The sequence below is a fragment of the Kitasatospora arboriphila genome, from assembly GCF_039528095.1.
GTDB classification, from domain to species: domain Bacteria; phylum Actinomycetota; class Actinomycetes; order Streptomycetales; family Streptomycetaceae; genus Kitasatospora; species Kitasatospora arboriphila.
Map to the genome: position 1 here is coordinate 24,531 of NZ_BAAALD010000068.1, position 17,127 is coordinate 41,657.

Annotated in this window: 5 protein-coding genes and 1 pseudogene; all 6 read right to left on the reverse strand. The window is 74.5% G+C overall.

Annotation, left to right across the window (positions count from 1 at the left end):
• Nucleotides 1-3 precede the first annotated feature (3 nt).
• Complete coding sequence (locus ABD353_RS28085) at nucleotides 4-687, reverse strand: class I SAM-dependent methyltransferase (RefSeq protein ID WP_344626482.1); 684 nt, start codon at nucleotides 685-687, stop codon at nucleotides 4-6.
• Complete coding sequence (locus tag ABD353_RS28090) at nucleotides 684-1,187, reverse strand: TIGR04282 family arsenosugar biosynthesis glycosyltransferase (protein ID WP_425555267.1); 504 nt, start codon at nucleotides 1,185-1,187, stop codon at nucleotides 684-686. The genes ABD353_RS28085 and ABD353_RS28090 overlap by 4 nt, the downstream gene beginning before the upstream one ends.
• 132 nt (nucleotides 1,188-1,319) lie before the next feature.
• Nucleotides 1,320-2,033, reverse strand: a pseudogene (locus ABD353_RS28095) (glycosyltransferase family 2 protein); the annotation flags it as partial.
• A gap of 88 nt (nucleotides 2,034-2,121) precedes the next feature.
• Nucleotides 2,122-3,177 (reverse strand): NAD-dependent epimerase/dehydratase family protein, encoded by a 1,056-nt coding sequence (locus tag ABD353_RS28100; protein WP_344626483.1) that lies wholly within the window; start codon nucleotides 3,175-3,177, stop codon nucleotides 2,122-2,124.
• Between the two features lie 132 nt (nucleotides 3,178-3,309).
• Nucleotides 3,310-16,437: a WXG100-like domain-containing protein gene (locus tag ABD353_RS28105; RefSeq protein WP_344626484.1), complete on the reverse strand. Its 13,128-nt coding sequence runs from the start codon at nucleotides 16,435-16,437 to the stop codon at nucleotides 3,310-3,312.
• Between the two features lie 4 nt (nucleotides 16,438-16,441).
• On the reverse strand, nucleotides 16,442-17,127 hold a 686-nt coding region (locus ABD353_RS28110; protein WP_344626485.1), incomplete at its 5' end, for a WXG100 family type VII secretion target.

Here is a 17,127-nt window from a genome sequence, read left to right on the forward strand (position 1 = left end):
GGCTCAGTTTCCGCAGGGCCGTCCGGGGGCCGGTGCCCGGTGCAGGGCGAGGAACCGGCGTCCGTGCGAGGTCCAGCGTTCCGCCTCGACCAGTCCGGCGCGGTGCGCCCGGCGGACGGCCGCCGACGCGCCGAGGCGGGCCCAGGTGAACGGCGGTCCCAGCCGGCCGTCGGGGCCCTCGACCCGGACGGTCGTCCGTTCGTCGACCTCCTCGGGTTCGACCTCGACCAGCAGGGTGGCGCCGGGGGCGAGGAGTTCGGTGCTGCGGCGGAGCACGGCATCGGGGTCGCCGCCGATGCCCAGGTTGCCGTCGGCGAGCAGGACCCCGCCCCAACGGCCCTCGCCGGGCAGCCGGTCGAAGAGCGAGCGGCGCAGCGCGAGGCCGCCGATGCGGCGGGTCCGGGCCACGGCGGCGGCGGTGAGGTCGACGCCGAGGGCGGGCACGCCGAGGCCCAGGAGGGCGGCGACGAGCCGGCCCGGGCCGCAGCCGACGTCCAGGACCGGTGCGGAGAGCCGGGTGCAGCGTGCCAGGAGGTCGTGGTCGGCCCCGGCGGCGGGTCCGCACCAGCGTTCGATGTCCAGTGCGATGCGGCTGCCCTCCGGGCGGCGCAGCCACAGCGGGCCGCGTCCGGTGCGCACGGCGTGGCTGAACGGGTCGTCCACCCACGGGACGGCGGGGGCGGTCATCCGGTCGCCTCCTGTGCCGGGGCGAGCGAGCGCAGGCAGGCGGCGAACCGGCCGTCCGGTGCCTCGGCGGCGGCCAGGCGGACGTCCTGGTGGGTGTCCACGTCGGTCATGGGCGGCAGGTGCCGGACCGTCAGACCGGCGGCGGACAGCCGTTCGAGCAGGGCGCGGCCCGTTCCGCCGGTCGACATGGGGACGCCGAGCAGCAGTTGCCGGGCCAGCCGCCCGGTGGGGCGGGCCAGCCCGAGCGCCCAGAAGCCGCCGTCGACGGCCGGTCCGTACCACGCGTCGACGCCGGTGCGTGCGACGGCGGACAGCGGTGCGGACAGGGTTCGGGCCCGCAGGTGCGGGGTGTCCATGCCGACGAGCAGTGCGGGTGCGTCGGGGGCCAGCCGTTCGGCGTGCGCGAAGGCGTCCGCGAGGCGGGCGTCCAGACCTCCGTCGCACTGCGGGACCACCTCCCAGCCGGGCGGCAGCCAGTCGCCCGGGGGGCCGTCGAGCACGACCAGCCGGCGGCCCGCCGGGACGGCGGAGAGGGTGTGCAGGGTGTCGGCGAGGGCGGCTCCTGCCAGCGCGGCGGCCTGTTCGGGCGTCCAGGGCGGTGTGAGCCGGGTCTTGACCCGGCCCGGGACGGGGGCCTTGGCGATGACCAGCAGGGTCGGCGGGGGTGCGGCCAGGACCGCCCGCATGTCGTGCACGGCGCGGACGGTGCCGCGGACGGTGCCGGTGACCTTGGACCGGCCCGCCCGGGGCAGGTAGTCCACCGGCGTCTCGGTGATCCGCATGCCGGCCGCCGCGGCGGTGAGCACCATCTCCAGCGGGTAGCCCGAGCGTCGGTCGCCGAGGCCGAGGGCGAGCAGCCGTTCCCGGCGGGCGGCCCGCATCGGGCCGAGGTCGTGCAGCCGGGCGCCGGTGCGGGCCCGCAGACGGCCGGCCAGTACGGCGTTGGCCAGGCGGGCGTGCACCGGCCAGGCCCGCGGGGAGGACGGTCGGCGGCGGCCCAGGACGAGGTCCGCCTCGCCCGCCAGCACCGGGCCGGTGACCCGGGGGAGTTGGGCGGGGTCGAGGGAGCCGTCGCAGTCCATGAAGCAGACCAGGTCGGCGGTGGCGCTCAGCAGCCCGGCGTGGCAGGCGGCGCCGAAGCCGCGCCGGGGCTCGCTCACGACCGTCGCGCCGAGCGAACGGGCCAGGTCCGCGGAGCCGTCGTGGGAGCCGTTGTCGACGACGATCGCCCGCCAGCCGGCCGGGATCCGGCCGAGCACCCACGGCAGGGCGGCCGCCTCGTCGAGGCAGGGGAGGACGACGTCGACGTCCGTCGGGGACGCAGGGGGAGGGGTCACACCGGTCACGCTAACCGCGGCGGGCGGGCCGGCGGTGCACTCCACGCCTTACGGAAGTGCGACGCCGTCCCGGGGGTGCCGTGCCCGCCCGTGGTGCTCACACCCGCTGCGGGGCGGCGGCGAACTCCACCATGCCCTCCCCGAAGGGGACTTCGGGCCGCCAGCCGAGTTCCCGGCGGATCCGCGAGGAGTCCGCGGTGATGTGCCGGACGTCGCCCAGACGGTACTGGCCCGTCACCACGGGGGCGGGGCCGCCGCAGGCGGCCGACAGCGCCTCCGCCATCTCGCCGACCGTGCGGACCTCGCCGCTGCCGACGTTGTACGCGCGGGAGCCGCCCTCGGGGCAGGCGCCGATGCCGGACAGGGCGGCGAGGTTGGCGGCCGCGACGTCCCCGACGTGGACGAAGTCGCGGCGCTGGCCCCCGTCTTCGAACACCCGTGGCGCCTCGCCCCGGGCCAGCGCCGAGCGGAACAGCGAGGCGACCCCGGCGTAGGGCGTGTCGCGCGGCATCCCCGGGCCGTACACGTTGTGGTAGCGGAGGGCCACCACCCGTCCGCCGCAGGTGCGGGACCACGCCGAGGCGAGGTGTTCCTGGGCGAGTTTGGTCGCGGCGTACACGTTGCGCGGGTCCGCCGGGGCGTCCTCCGCCACCGACCCGGGCCGCAGGGCCTCGCCGCACACCGGACACGGCGGTTCGAACCGTCCGCCGTCGAGGTCGGCCGGACGCCGCGGGCCGGGTGCGACGTCCCCGTGCACCGGGCAGGCGTAGCGGCCCTCGCCGTACACCACCATGGAGCCGGCCAGCACCAGCTTCCGTACCCCGGCGCCGGCCATGGCGGACAGCAGGACGGCCGTGCCGAGGTCGTTGCAGCCCACGTAGTCCGGTGCGTCGCGGAGGTCGAGGCCGAGACCGACCATCGCCGCCTGGTGGCAGACCGCGTCCACCCCGGCCAGGGCCCGCTCCACGGTGGGCGCGTCGCGCACGTCCCCGTGCCGGAGGTCCACGCCCGCCGGCAGGTCGGGGACGGCGCCCGGCGGATGGACGGCCTCCAGCAGGGCGTCCAGCACCCTGACCTCGTGGCCCGCCGCCACGGCCGAACGCACGACCGCGGAACCGATGAAACCGGCACCGCCGGTGACGAGGATCCTCATGTCCGGCGACGCTACCGGCCGGGCGGGCCGTCGGAGCGGAGCCGGACAGCACGTCATCCTTCGGTAAGCCGACGGGGCCGTCCCGGCGTGCGCCTGCGGGCGGCGGCGGGGTGCCGCCGCCCGGCTGCGGGGTCAGCTGTCGTCGTCGGGATTCATCCTCCTGAACCGTGTGGCGAGGTCGCCGGTGTCGTCGCCCGGGCGCTTGCCGCCGGCGACCCGGGCGGGCGGTGACACCAGCTCCATCGCGGCCACCAGGGCCGCCCGTTCGGTGCCGCGGCGGCCGCCCGCGCTCCGGACCCGGTAGTACTCCGTCAGGCCGTGGATCGCGGTCTCGGCGTCGCCCGGCCGCCGGGAGCTGTTCAGCTGGTCGAACCAGGCCTCCACCTGCCGGCGGACGGCGGGGTCGGCCGGGCGGCCGAACCGGTCCATGGTGAACTCGTGGCGGTGGGCCTGCCAGGTCGAGGTCACCGCGTTGCCGCCGTCGTTCGGGAATGCCGTGGTGACCGCGCGGTCCCACGCCAGGACGCCCTGGAGGTAGCGCTGTCCGACCTCCTGGTTCACCTGGTTCTGCGCGGCCGAGGCGCGCAGCTGGGCCAGGTTCTTGTCCGTGAAGGTCCGTCCGGCCACCAGGTCGACGGTCTCCGGTCCGACCGGGCCCAGGGTCTCCGCCATGGTCTGCCAGCTCCGGTAGGAGCGGACGAGCTTGTCGTCGCTGCTGTTGAACGGCGCCGCGCCGTCGAAGTGGCTCGCCACCAGTTCGTCGTGCCGGGCCCCGCCGCGCAGCGAGAAGTCGAGCTCGCCGCTGGAGGTGGCACTGCCGAGCTGCAGCTGGTCCACGAAGGTGGTGTGCGGCAGGCTCTGGTGTGCGCTGACGAAGATCCGGACGAGGTCGCCGACCCTGGTCTCCCGTTCGTGCTGCGGGTACGTGTCCAGCTTGGCCAGCTCCCGGCGGGCGTGGTCGACCGCCCGCGACATCGGCCCCTCGACGTGGTCCTGCATCTCGTCGAACCGGTTGCCGAGCCAGCTCTCCAGCTCCTGGCGCGGCCTGCCCTCGAAGGAGAGCAGCGACTCCCGCATCAGCGACCAGGAGGCGGCGTGCGAGTACTGGTTGCTGCCGAACTGGGTGTCAGGGCGGGACTGCTCGCTGAGCACGATCCGCCCGATCCGCGACGGGTCGCCCGGGTGGGCGCCGATGTCCGCGACCAGCTCTGCCTTGAGCTCGTAGCGGGAGAAGCCGGTCGTACCGCCCGGCAGCTGCCCGGGCGGCTGCACCGTCACCGGCTGCAGACCGAGCTGGCTCTCGATGTCGGCGCGGTTGGCCGGCGTCATGTACTCCGGGTACGCCCGGTGGAGGCTGCGGATCAGGTGCTCCTTGGCCGTTTCGACGTCCTTCTCGGAGAGCGAGGCGGTCTGCTTGATGTCCAGCAGGGTGCCCACGACCTCGTCGGTGCGGGGCGCCGGGCCCTCACCCCGCTGGAAGGCGCCGAGGCGGTCCAGCATCCCCGCCTCGCCGTGCCCGACCGCCCGGCCGTCCGCGAACGAGGCGAACGACGTGATCTGGGAGAGCTCGATGTAGCCGGACACCAGGTCGCCGAGGTCGCGGTGCCACTCCTGGAGCGACTGCCGGCGCGACGGATCCGCGGGCAGTTCGTCGAGCCGCGCGACGATGTCGTCCCAGCGTGCCTTGACCGCCGGGTAGTCCTTCTCCGCGGCGCCTTTGGGCTCCGGCGGGAACTTCTTGAACTCCGTGATGTCGTTGGTGAGTTCGGCCCACACCGACTCCGCGGAACGCCCGGCGAGACCGCTCGCCGCCCGGCGGGTCAGCGCCCAGGGCACGGTGTGCGAGCGCTGGTCGGTGCCGAATCGCGTCATCGGCCGGTCGTTGGAGGGCAGCACCTCGCTGAGGTAGACGTCCCGCCCGTGCGGCGAGGCGTGGTCGGTGCCGACGACCACGGTCTGCACGGCGACCGCCAGCGTCCTGCGCGGGGGTGTGGCGGCCGGCGCCGGCGAGTCGACGTCCATCGGGGTGTACTGGTTCGCCGTGTGGCCGGTCGCCGTGTGGTCGACGGACGGCGGCGGGGGCGGCGGCGGGGTGTGACCGCTGCGCGCCACCGGGCCGGTGCGGAAGGCCGGCGGCGGGGGCGGCGGCGGAGGCGCGTCGCCGGGGTGAGGGGCCTGGGTCTCCGACGGCCGGGAGCCGAACGCCTGCTGGGCGCCCTGCTGTTCGACGTTCGTGGTCCGGATCTGCTCGTGGCTCTGCTCGGTGTGGTTCTGCAGCGCGACCGGCCGGTCCTCGGCGAACCCGCCGGCCCGTCCGCCCGCCTCGGACGGCGGCACGGTGCCGAAGTCGTCCACGTCCATCGGCTCCGGGGTGTGCTCGGCCGGGGGCCGGGTGAAGGTCGAGTAGGTGTCCATGAAGTTCGGGTCGTGCGGGCCCGAGATGTTGTTCTCGCGCGGGTCGGCGACCGACGCCCACACCGTCCAGTCGGAGCGGAAGTTCTCCGGCATCCCTCCGGCCGCGGGAGTCACCTTGCGGTCCGTCAGGTCGGCCCACCGCAGCTGCCCGTCGCGGTCGTGGACCAGCGCGACCGCGTGTCCCGCGCCCTCCTTGCCCACGCCGAGCACGGTGGCGAAGCTGCCCGGCCCGCCGGCCTGCACCTTCTCCATCAGCTTCCGGACCGCGGCGTCGCCCTCGCCGAACAGCGCCGGACCGTCGTGCCGCTTCCACAGCGTGTTGCCCGGAATCGGCTCCACGTTCCCGTGCAGCGTCTGCCCGGAGACCCGGGGACGGCCGAAGTGGGTGTCCCGGTAGGCCTCCACGTTCTCCAGGCAGGCGTTCAGGTCGTTGCCGGGCCGGAACCCCTCACCCGGGTGGACCGGCGCGGTATGGGGGTTCACCTTCCCGAGCAGCGAGGAGCTCATCGGCGGATGCACCTTCGGCTCGCCACCGAGGTAGCTCATCAGGTCCTGCGTCAACGGGTGCCGGGTGCCCACGGCCTGGTAGCCGCGGTCGTGCATCACCGCGTCGGTGTTCTCGTACGACGGTGTCCGCTGCCGCTTCGCCTCCCGTTCGTCGACGGGCCGGTCGGCCTCGTCCTCGTCCCGTCCGCGCTTGCGGCCGTTCGACTCGGAGTGCTCCTGCATCACGGTGTCGCCGTCCGCGTCCTGCCGGTGCGGGACGGCCGGGGCGGGCTCGTCGACGTCCATGGCGCGGGACTGCTGGTGCTCGGACGCACCGGTGCCGTGGGTGGTGTCCGGCGGGGCCGAGGGCAGCGAGCCGAAGCCCGGCGCGGGGTCGTGCTGCTGCTCCTCGGCCAGCCTCTGCAACTGGCCCGCGCTGTCACGGGACATGACGGACAGCCAGGAACGGTCGTCCTGCGGCGCGAACTCGTCGAACAGCTGCCGCTGCAGCGCCTCCAGCTCGTGGAAGCGCGGGTTGGCGTGGCCCAGCGCGCTCATCCGGGCGGTGAAGAGCATCGACTCGCCCTGGGCGTGCTGGTGGTCGGCGGCGGCCTGCTGGTGCAGTGCGGCCGCGCCGTCATGGACCTGCTGCATGGTGGTGCCGGGCTGCGTGAGCGCGCCGACGGCGTCGGCCTGGGCGACCAGCCGGCTCCGCAGGTCGCCGAGTTGTCCGAGCAGTTCGTTGCGGACGGTGCGGAACTTCGGGTCGGTGGCCGGCGGGAGCTTGCCCTGCAGCTTGTTCGCCAGGTCGTCGAACCGCTCCACCTGCTCCTTGGCGTTGATGTGGTACGGGCCGACCGTCATCTGCACCCGGTCCGCCTCGCCGGGCGGGTCGAGCCTGAACGGGCGGGTGGTCTGCCTGCCGATGTGCGGGTTGCCGTGCTCCTGCACCGACTCCTGGCTGGTGACGTGCCAGCCGTCGGGACCGTGGTGCAGGACGTTGGTGACCTCGAAGGTGAACGGGTGCGGCGAGCGGTACTCGTCGGGGCCGAACCAGTCGGTGACGGTCTTTCCGGCCCGGAAGTCGGCGCCGCCGATCAGGTTGTTCTTCGCCGAGTACGACTGGAAGTGCCACAGCTGGAAGGTGTCGGTGTGCGGGTTCACGTCGGTGGCGACGAACGCGCAGCCGTTCATGCCGCCGGTGAACACCAGCCCGTCGCCCGGCCGCGCCGGGTCCGGGTGCAGCGGCACCTCGACGTGCCCGATGGTGTGGTCGCCGGCCGCCGTCCCGGACTTGTACGGGGCGTACAGCGCGGTGACGTAGTGGTGGTCGGGCATCGGATCGGGCAGCCGGACGCCGGCCGGGGGCCGGAACTCCTCGCTGTGCTGGGCGTACTTCTCCCACGCCGGGGTCAGCACGAAGGCGTCCTTGTCGGGCGTGCTGCGGGCGGGGTCGCGCACGAGCGCGAACCAGTGCCGGTCGCTGCCCTCGAACCTGGCGAGGAAGGAGTTGACCTGGTGCTGCTGCAGCCCCTCGGTGCGCAGCTTCAGCCCGGAGCCGAAGTCCACGCCGAGCGGGGTGTCCCGCAGGAAGCTCCCCGGGTCGTGCATGATCCCGTACTCGGGGGTGCCGACCGGCGGGAGCAGCGGCTCCACGGGCGGGACCTGCTGGTCGTCGTGCGGCTGCTGGTCGGCGTCCTCGTGGTGCTGAAGCGGGTCGGCCTCGTGCTGCGGGCCCTCGTGCTGCTGGCCCTGGTGCTCCGGCGCGCCGTCGTGTCCGGCCGCGGGCTGGTGCGGAGCCCCGGTCCCAGCGGTGGGGTTGTGACCCCCGGCGGCCGGGGTGTGGCTTTGGGTCGGCGGCGGCGGCGGGGAGGGCAGCGTGCCGAAGCCCCGGGTTCCGGTGTTCTGGTGGCCGCCCCCGGCGGGGTGCGCGAGCGGCGGCGGGGGCGGCGGCGTCGGCACCGCGTCCGGCGCGCGGCGCTTGGACGGCGGCGCGTCGGGCATCAGCACGTCGTCGTCCGGGTCGACCCGGCGCTTCTCCGGCCGGACGGTCTGCTGCGAGGCCATCGGGTGGTCCTGGCTCTGCGACGGCATCGGCACGTCGTGGCTCTGCGAGGGCATCGGCGTGTCGTGGTCCTGCGACGCGGTGGGCGTGTCGTGGTCCTGGGTGGCCATCACCACGTCGGTGTCCTGGCTCGCCGGGGGCCGGGGCGTCGCGGGGGGCGGGGTGGTGCCGATCTCGTGGCCCTCCGCGCCCGGCCGGGCGTCGCGGGCCGGGTCGTGCAGCGCCTCGGAGCCGACCACCGGGTTCGCGGACTGCCCGGGCTGGCGGGTGAAGTCGCCGGACGAGGAGACCGGGGTCTTGCCGCCCGCGTGGTTCAGCATGCCGTGCTCGTCGGCGATGTTGACCGCGCTGGCGCTCGGCTTCTGGCCCGGCTGGTGGAGGTCGACCATGTCGGCCTCGGTCTTGGGGGCCATCAGGTCGCGCAGCTCGCGCGGGGCGAGGCCGGTGTCCTCCAGGGTGCGCAGGCCGCGCAGCAGGTCCAGGGTGTGCGGCGAGTAGAGCGCCTCGGGCGGCAGGTCGCCCTTGGCGACGGCGGTGAGCACGTCCTGGTCGCGGACCACGTGCGGGTCCAGGAAGTTCTGGATCCACTTGTTGGTCAGCTCGTCGCCGAAGCGCAGGTTGGAGGCGCTGTTGGACAGGCCGGCGGTGATCTCCTCGATCAGCTTCGGCACGTCCTCGACCTTGGCCTGCACGGCCTGGTCGAACAGGCCGGCGGGGTGCTTCTCCCCGGCGCCGGCCCGCGGGAAGCCGCCGCCGTACTGCCGGGCGACGGCGGCGATGTCCGCGTCGGCCTTGGGCAGCAGCTTCTCCGCGGCCTTCTGCTGGGCGGCCGCGGTGCCGCCGGGCTTGAGGGTCTGCGCCGCCTCCTCGCGGCGCCGGTCCACCTCGTCCCGCCGCAGCTGGTCGCGCTCGTTCGGCAGCTTGTCGGCGAACGCCTCCAGCCGCTCGGGCCGCACCGCGTCGGGGTCGTTGCGCAGCTCGTTCGCCAGGCCCTTCAGGTCCTGCCGGTCCTGGCCGAGGCGGTCGTACGAGCGCGCCAGGTCGTCGATCCGGTCGGCCAGCCGCTGGTGCGCCGGGGAGTTGCCGGGGCCGGCGGGCGGCTCGGCGGCGGCCTGCCGGGCCGCCGCCACGGTGTCGTCGAGGTGGCGCGGCCCGGTGACGCCGTGAATCAGGGCGAGGTCCTCGACGGCCTGCTCGCGGACCTTGGTGCGGACGTCCGCGAGGGCGTCCTTCATCGCCGCCAGGTGCTGCGGCGACGGGTCGTCGGAGAACCGCTCCACGGTGTCCGCGTACCGGTCGAACTCGGCCTTGGCCGGGCCTTCCAGTCCGGAGCGGTCGAGCTGGTTGCGCACCTCGTCCCTGGCCGCGACGGCGCTCGCCGGGTCGTCCAGCTTCGCGGGGGCGAAGGCGGACTCCAGCTTGTCGTTGCCGTAGGCCTTGCCCAGGTCCACGTCCTTGGCGGTGTAGGCCAGGTCGCGCCAGGCGAGCGCGGCGTGCTCCTGGTCGTTGGCGCCGAGCCGCTTGGCGGCCTGCTTGCCGGCCTTGTCGAGCACGCGGTGCTGGTCGGGCGCCATGGTGTCGGCGAAGTCGGAGAAGGTCCGCGACGCCTCCACCCGGTGCTGCTCGTCGCCGAACGACCGGGCCTTGAACACGGCGGCCGTCACGTACTTGTGCACCATGTAGTCGGCGACCACGTGGTTGCGGTTGACGACCGCGGTGCCGAGCTTGACCTTGCCGTCCTCCATCCGGCGGGCGGTCTTCTCGGCGTGCGGCTCGCCCGCCATGACGCCGTGGTCCGAGTACCCGAACGCGGCGCGGTAGGCACCGTCGGTCAGCTCGTGCTCGGCGCCCTTCTTCGGCTTGGGCGGCGTCGCCCCGTAGTTCCCGGCGAGGGCGTCCTTGCGCGCCTGGAGGTCCTGCGCGAGCTCCTCCTCGCGGACCCTGAGGTCCTCGACCCGGCTCGCGAAGACGTTCCGGGTGGTCTTCGCGGCCGCCTCCGCCGCGGTCTCCTTGGTGGAGCCGGTGGCGGTCCGCTTGCTGTTCTCGTTCTGGTAGGCGGTCTCGGCGTCGTCGCGCCGCTGGACGGCCTCCTGCCGGAGGTCGGCGACAACCTTGCGCTGCTCCTCGATCCGCGCCATGGCGTCCTTGGCGATCTGCGGCTCGGCCTGCGCGCGGGCGTCCTGCAGTGCCTTGAACTCCGCGGTGCCGGACTTGGGTTCGCCCTTGAGTCGGGCCAGCTCGTGCTCGTAGACGGCCAGCCGGCCCTGCTGGTCCTCCAGGTGGGCCTTCGCGGTCTCCAGGTTGTGCTTCTCGCCGGCCAGTTCGGCCTGGCGGTCCGGCCCCTGGCGGGCGATCTCGTCCAGCCGGTGGTTCACCGCGTCGAGCTGCTCGGGCACGTTGCGGCGCAGCACGTCCACGTGCAGCTGCTTCTGCTGCTGGTACGCGTGCAGGATCGCGTCGGTGTCGCCGTCGATCAGCGCGGACCGCTCGTACTTCTTCAGGTTGTCCTTGACCTTGTCGAACTCCGCGGAGTCCGGCAGGAAGTCCTTGATCGCGTCGAAGGTCTTCTCGCCGTCGATCTTGTGCGAGTAGCCGTCGTCCGCCGCGGGCTTGCTGCCGAAGCCCGGCGCCTTCGGCGGCGGCGGGGGCAGGTGCGAGGAACTCCCGCCGTGCTGACCGGGGTTGCCCGCCGGCGTGGTCGGCGGCGGCGTGGTCGGCGGCTGGTGGGCCGGGGGGTTGCTCCCGTCGCCGTCGACCTGGTCCATGAAGTCCCGGAAGCCCTCGTACATCTGGTTCTCGGCCGTGGTGGCGTGCACCGGGTTGGCCGGCCCGCTGTGCACCGCCCCCGGGTCCTTGCCGTACAGCTTCTCCAGCAGCGGCAGCATGGCCGGCTCGTTCTGCCGCACCCAGTCCGCGCCGTTGTTGCGCGGCTGGCCGGTGTACGGGTCGGTGCCGTGGTTGGTGCCCAGGTACGCGTTGGTGACCTGCGCGAAGTACTCCTGTTCGTCGCGCGAGGAGTAGTTGTCGACCGGCTTCCCGCTGCCGTCGTGGCGCGGACCGTCCGGCCAGGCGGCGTTCGGGTCGCCGTGCTTCTGGTTGAAGGTGTCGGTGATCAGCTTCTGGTCGTTCGCGTCCAGGCCGTACCGGTGCACGGTGTGGGTGAACTCGTGCGTGGTAGTGGAGTACCCGTCCTCGTAGTGCCCGCCGTGCCCGATCGGGGTGTGCTCGCCGAGCAGGTTCTCCTCGGTGACCGCCGAGTGGCGTCCGCCGGAGCCGCGCATGTCGTCGTAGCCGCGGCCGGCGCCCGCCGAGGAGTTGTTGTGCACCCCGCGCAGGTCGTTCAGCTCCGGGACGTCCGGCATCCGCACGTCCTTCGGGACCACCACGACGTCGGCGCCGTTCTTCAGCAGCCGCGCGGCGGTCTCCGGGTCCTGGAGCATCCGGGCGATCTGCTGCTGCGCCTCCTGCCGCGCCGAGGGCGCGCGCTCCGCGCGCGGGTCCACGTGCACCATCAGCTCCGCCGCGGTCTTCGCGAACTCCTTCGGCGGCAGCGCGTTCTTCAGCGCGTCCACCGTCTGCGGGTCGCGTGCGAGCCAGCGCCGGTTCTCCGGCGAAAGGCCGGCCAGCTCCCGGGTCCGCTCCTGCGGCGACATGGTCGGCAGGTCCTGCCGCAGCCGGTCGGCGCCGGGAGGCGGCGTCGCCACCGCCCGCTGCTCGCGGCCCAGCTGGTCCACCGCGTCGCGCACCGGGGACTTGCCGGACAGTGCCTGCAGTTCGGCGTCGCGCGCCTGCTTCTGCCGGTCGAGGAACTGGTCGTGGGCGCTGGTCGACGGTGCGTTGTGCGGGCCGGTGGCGGGCGGGTTGGTGTGGCCGGTCGTCGACGGCGCGTTGTGGCCACCGGTCGCCGCGGCGTTGTGGCCGGAGGCCGGCGCCGTGTTCGGCGTCGTCGCGGGCGGGCTCTGGTGGCCGGACTGCGAGGATCCGGCCGTGTGCTGCTGGGTCGGCGGGGCGGGCGGGGCCGGCGGGGTGCCGTCGCCGCCGAGGCTCCGGGTCGACGGGGACGAGCCGCCCCCGCCCTGGTGCGACACCGGCGGGGCCGGCGGCGCGGGCGTGTTGTCGGTACCGAGGCCGTGGGTCGACTGCGAGGAGCCGCCCCCGCCCTGGTGCGACACCGGCGGGGCCGGCGGCGCGGGCGGGGCACCGTTGCCGTGCTGCTGGGCCGTGTTCGCCGGGTCCTGCCCGGTCGACTCCCGGGCGAGGTAACCGAGGCGCATGTCCCCGGCGGCGGTGGTGGCGGTCGCGTCGTGCGGTGCCCCGTTCGGGTTCGGCCGGCCGCCGTCGGTCAGCCGCACCGACGGGGCGCCCAGCATCTCGGCCACACCGGGGATCCGGTGGCCGTTGCTGTTCGCGTGCTCGTGGACGTGCGCCTTGCCGGTGACCAGCACGTACTTGCCGGTCCCGCCGCCTTCCGTGATGGCGTGGTTCATGTAGGAGTTGAGCAGCCGCGCGCGCTCCTCCAGCGCCTGCCGTCCGAGGTCGTGCGGCCGCCGCGCCGGGTAGCCGTCCACCGCGTGGATCGTCACGCCCTCCTCCTTCGCGCGCACCACGGTGTCGTACAGGCCGTGGCCGGGCGGGGAGTTCAGGTTGCGGTCGTACGTGCGGAGCATCTTCTCCAGGTTCGGCGACATGGTGCCGCCGGGGCGCTGGAAGTCGCTCAGGTGCTGCTGGAAGGCGTCGTCACGGAGCGACTCGACGTAGATCCGGTCGACGCCGCCGGCCTTCAGGGCGTGCATGTTCTCGTTGAGGAAGCGCCAGCTCGGCGACTGGTTGTGCGCCTCGCCCAGCACGATCCCGTCGAAGCCGGGGTGGCCGTCGTGCCCGCCCAGCAGCCGGTTCACGCCGTCCATCGCGGACGTCGAGCCGTCCAGGTGGTCGTTCACCCGCTGCTCGCCGACCGGGTGCCAGGTCTGCTGCGAGTCCTGGCGGGCCAGGCGCTCCAGCACGTTCCGGCGGATCTCCTGCTGCTGGAAGTGCTCCTGCGTACGGAAGTCCAGGTTGCCCGCCGCCTCCAGCACCTGGTTGCCCTGGTACACCATGGCGTGCGGACCGAGCTCGTTGCGCAGCGGCGTGGTGATCGCGCCGGCGGCATCCGAGTGCAGGGCCTTGAGGGTCAGCGGGTCGAGGTGCGTCTTGAACGACTGCGAGTACGGGCTGACCTTGACGTCCGGCCGGCCACTCGGCGTCTGGACGCCCGAGTCGTGCCGTCCCCACGAGTTGTGCGGCAGGGTGTTCGCCGCCGTCTGCAATTCGCCGGTCAGCCTGAAGTTGAACTTGTTGTCGCTCTTGTACCGGGCCAGCGCCGCCGGATCCGCCTTGGGCGGGTGGATCAGCGACGGGCCGGCCGGGTGCTGGTGCAGCTGCGCCAGCTCGTCCGGGGTCGGCGCCTCGTCGATCGGACGGATCCGGGAGTTCCCCGACGGCGGCGGGGGCGGCGGGAGGTGCTCGTCGCCGGTCCGACCGGTGCGGGGCGCGGACGACGAGGACCCGTTCGGGTCGCCGAGGGTCCGCGGAGTCCCGCCCGCCTGGTGCTGCGGCGGCGGGGGCGGGGGCGGCACGTGGGTGTCGGACGTTCGGCCCGCGCCCGGCCGGACGGTGCCGCCACCGGGCTGCGGGGTCGGCTCCACCGGGCGCTGCGACACCGGACCGGTCGTGGCGTGGGGCGAGGGCGTACGGGCGCCGCCGCCCGCCGTGTGGGCGGAGCCGCCACCCGACACCGGACCGGGCATGAACCCGCCCGACATGGGCGGCGTGCCCGCCGGCTGCTGAACGGTGGACGCCGCGTTGTCGGGAACGACGTTCCCCGGCACGGTCTCCGGCGCGGGCCTGCCCTGGGCCTGACCGCCCGAGATCCGGGTACCGCCGTTGAGGTGCGTGTCACCACCGGGCGCGGCCAGGTGTGCGGCACCGCCGAGCGGGCCGGTGCCGTCCAGCCGGCTGGACGCCGGTGCCGGGGCTTCCGACTCGGGGGCCGGGGCACGGTGCTCGCCACCACTCCCCGCGGCATGGCTCTGCGCCGGGGCCGCGGACGGAGCTGCCGTGTGCGGCACGGCCGCCGCCGGACGCTCCGCGGCACCCTCGTGGACGGGGGCGGGGGTCTCGTGGACGGGCGGTGCCGTGGTGTGGACGGGGCCGGTGCCCGGCTGGACGTGGGACGGGGTCTGCTGCGCGGGGGCGGGCGTCTCGTGGACGGGCGTAGGCGTGTCGTGGACGGGCGTAGGCGTGTCGTGGACGGGCCCGGTCGGCTGCTGCGTGTGCACCGGTGCCTCGTGCGCAGGGGGCACGTGCGCAGACGTCTCGTGCACAGGCGTCTCGTGCACAGGCACGGAGGTGTCGCGGGTCGGGACGGGCGTCTCGTGCACGGGGGCAGCGGTCTGCTGCGTGTGCGTCGGGGTCTCGTGGACGGGGGCCGGCGTATCGTGCGCGGGCACGGAGGTCTCGCGGCTCGGCGCCGGGGCCTCGTGGGCAGGGGCCGTCGTCGGCCGGTCGGCGATCGGCGCCCGGTCACCGGCGTGATCCGCGGCGGCGGGCCGGGACTCGTGCGCCGGGGCCGGGTCGGCCGGCACCGTGCGGGTCTCGCCCGTGGTCGCGTGCGGCGACGGCTGGACGTCCTGACGGGCCTGCGGCGGTGCCTGCTCGTGGATCTGCCCGGGGGCCTGCTCGTGCGCGACCGGTGCGTGCTCGGTGCCCCGGGGAGTGGTCTCGGGGGTGCGCGGCGCGCTCTCGGAGACCTGGTGCACGGGTTCTGCGGGACGCGGCGCCGGCTCGGCGGAGTCGCCACGGGCGGCGGCCGGGGCGGCAGCGGTCTCGGGCGCAGGGGTGTGCTCGGGCGCAGGGGTGTGCTCGGCGGAGGGTGCGGGACGGTCGGCCGTGTGCGGGGTCGGCTGCCCGGTCGCGGCGGTCTCGGGCGCCGGGGCGTGCTCGGCGGCGGGCGCGGGACGGTCGGAGCCGAACGGGACCAGGCCCCGGGTGCCGGAGGCCGGCGCGGGAGCGCTCTCGGGACGGCTCGCGCCGCCCTCGCCACCGCCGTGCGTCGTAGCCGCCGAACTGCCCGTGCCGGCCGAACCGGACGAGCCGGTGGATCCGTTGGAGCCCCCGGTCAGGCCGGTGGCGGAGTGACCGCCGGCGGAGCTGCCCGCCGAGCCGGCGGAACCGGTCGAGCCGGTCGAGGCCGGTGCCTCGTGCGAGCCGCCGGACAGGCCCTCGGCGGACGGTCCGCGGTAACTCGACGAGCCGGAGTCCGACTTGGAGAAGACCGGTGCGCCGCCCGACCCGCTGCCCGCTCCGGGGGTACCGCCACCGGCGCCCTCGGGGCCGGCGTGCGGGGTGGGGATCTTCGGCGGGCCGTTGAAGTGGCCCTTCACGGCGGCCGCGCCGCGGTGCAGGCCGACCGAGGCACCGCCGCTCAGACCGGAGCCGAGCAGGCTGCCGCCCTCGACGTGACCGGTCGTGATGAGCTGGGTGGAGACGTCCGCACCGACACCGACGGCTGCGCCGTGGGCCATCCGGCCCGCGGTGGTCTCCATGACGCTGCTGAGGCCGAGCTTCGACCCGCCGGCACTGAGGCCCTTGCCGATGAGGTGGCCGCTGGCACCGGCGACGGCACCGCCGAGGGCGTTCTGGCCGAGCTCCTTCATGTCGACGCTCTTGCGGTGGCCCTCCATCACCTCGATGCCCTGGGCCAGCAGGTTGATCGCGGCCATCTGCGCGGCCTGCTTCGCCGCGAACTGCAGGGTCTCCTTCAGCAGTTGCTTCAGGATCTGCTGGACGGCGGTGCGGCTGATGCCGACGAACACCGGGATCTCGGCCAGCGAGGCACCCGCGGTGAACGGCGCCTCCGCCTCCGCGGTGGCGATCTCGAAGGCCAGGATGCCGAGTTGGGCCACGATCTGGATCTTCGCGGTCTCCGCGGAGTTGGCCATCGCCTCCAGCATGTCGCCCATGCCGTTGCAGGCCTGGACGAGACCGGGGAAGTACCCCGGCTCCGCCTCGGTGCCCTTGCCGGTGGTGAACTGCGACCAGTGCTTGCCCAGGGCGTCGGCGGCGGCGCCGCGCTGGCCGTCGAGCGCACGCTTCACCGCGGAGTCGGCGGAGCGTCCGGCGTCCTCCAGGGTCTTGGCGCCGTCACGCCAGCGCTCCGCCATGTCGCGGAGCATGTCCTCGTCGGCCTCCGGCCAGCGGGTGCCCGCCAGCAGGAGGAGCACCCACTGCAGGGGCTCGGGGAGTTCGACCGCCATCGGATCAGGCCCTTCGGGTGGTGGACGGGTGGGCCTGTGCGATGTTCCGCAGGGCGGCGCCCGGAGAGGTGACGTTGACGGGAGCGCTGTACGAACCGGTCTGGGGGACGGACACGCCGTCGGTTCCGCCGCCCTGGAAGACCGAGGTGGTGCCCTCCTCGGTCGCCCGGTAGTTCTCGGCCATGGCCTTGAGGCCGTCCGCGACGTAACGGACGGCCTCCGGCATGCCCTTGAGGCCCTTGAGCGTGTCGGTGCTGTACCGCAGGTAGCCCTTCTCGCCCTCCGCGAACTTCTTGCCGGACTCGTCGTTGCCCCACGGGGCCGTCGACTGGGTGTGGTCGAGGAACGCCGAGAGCCCGGTGACGAGTTGGGTGAGCTGGTCGGCCGCCGCGAGCACCGGGCTGACCGCGGCGCGGTACTGCTCCGGATTCACCTCGAAGCCGCTGCCCGCGGATCCGCCGGACTGCGCCGCGGCGCCGGTGGTCGACGCTAGCCGTTTCACCTGGGCGTCGGGGGCGGTCCGGGCCGTCGCGGCCAACGGAGTGGACTGCGTCGGGGACGCCTCCACCGCGTCCGGCCGAAGCCGGACACCGTGTTCGGCCAACGGCAGGTCGCGCTCCGTGGGCTGCAGGCGGACACCGTGTTCGGCCAACGGCAGGTCGCGCTCCGTGGGCTGCAGGCGGACACCGT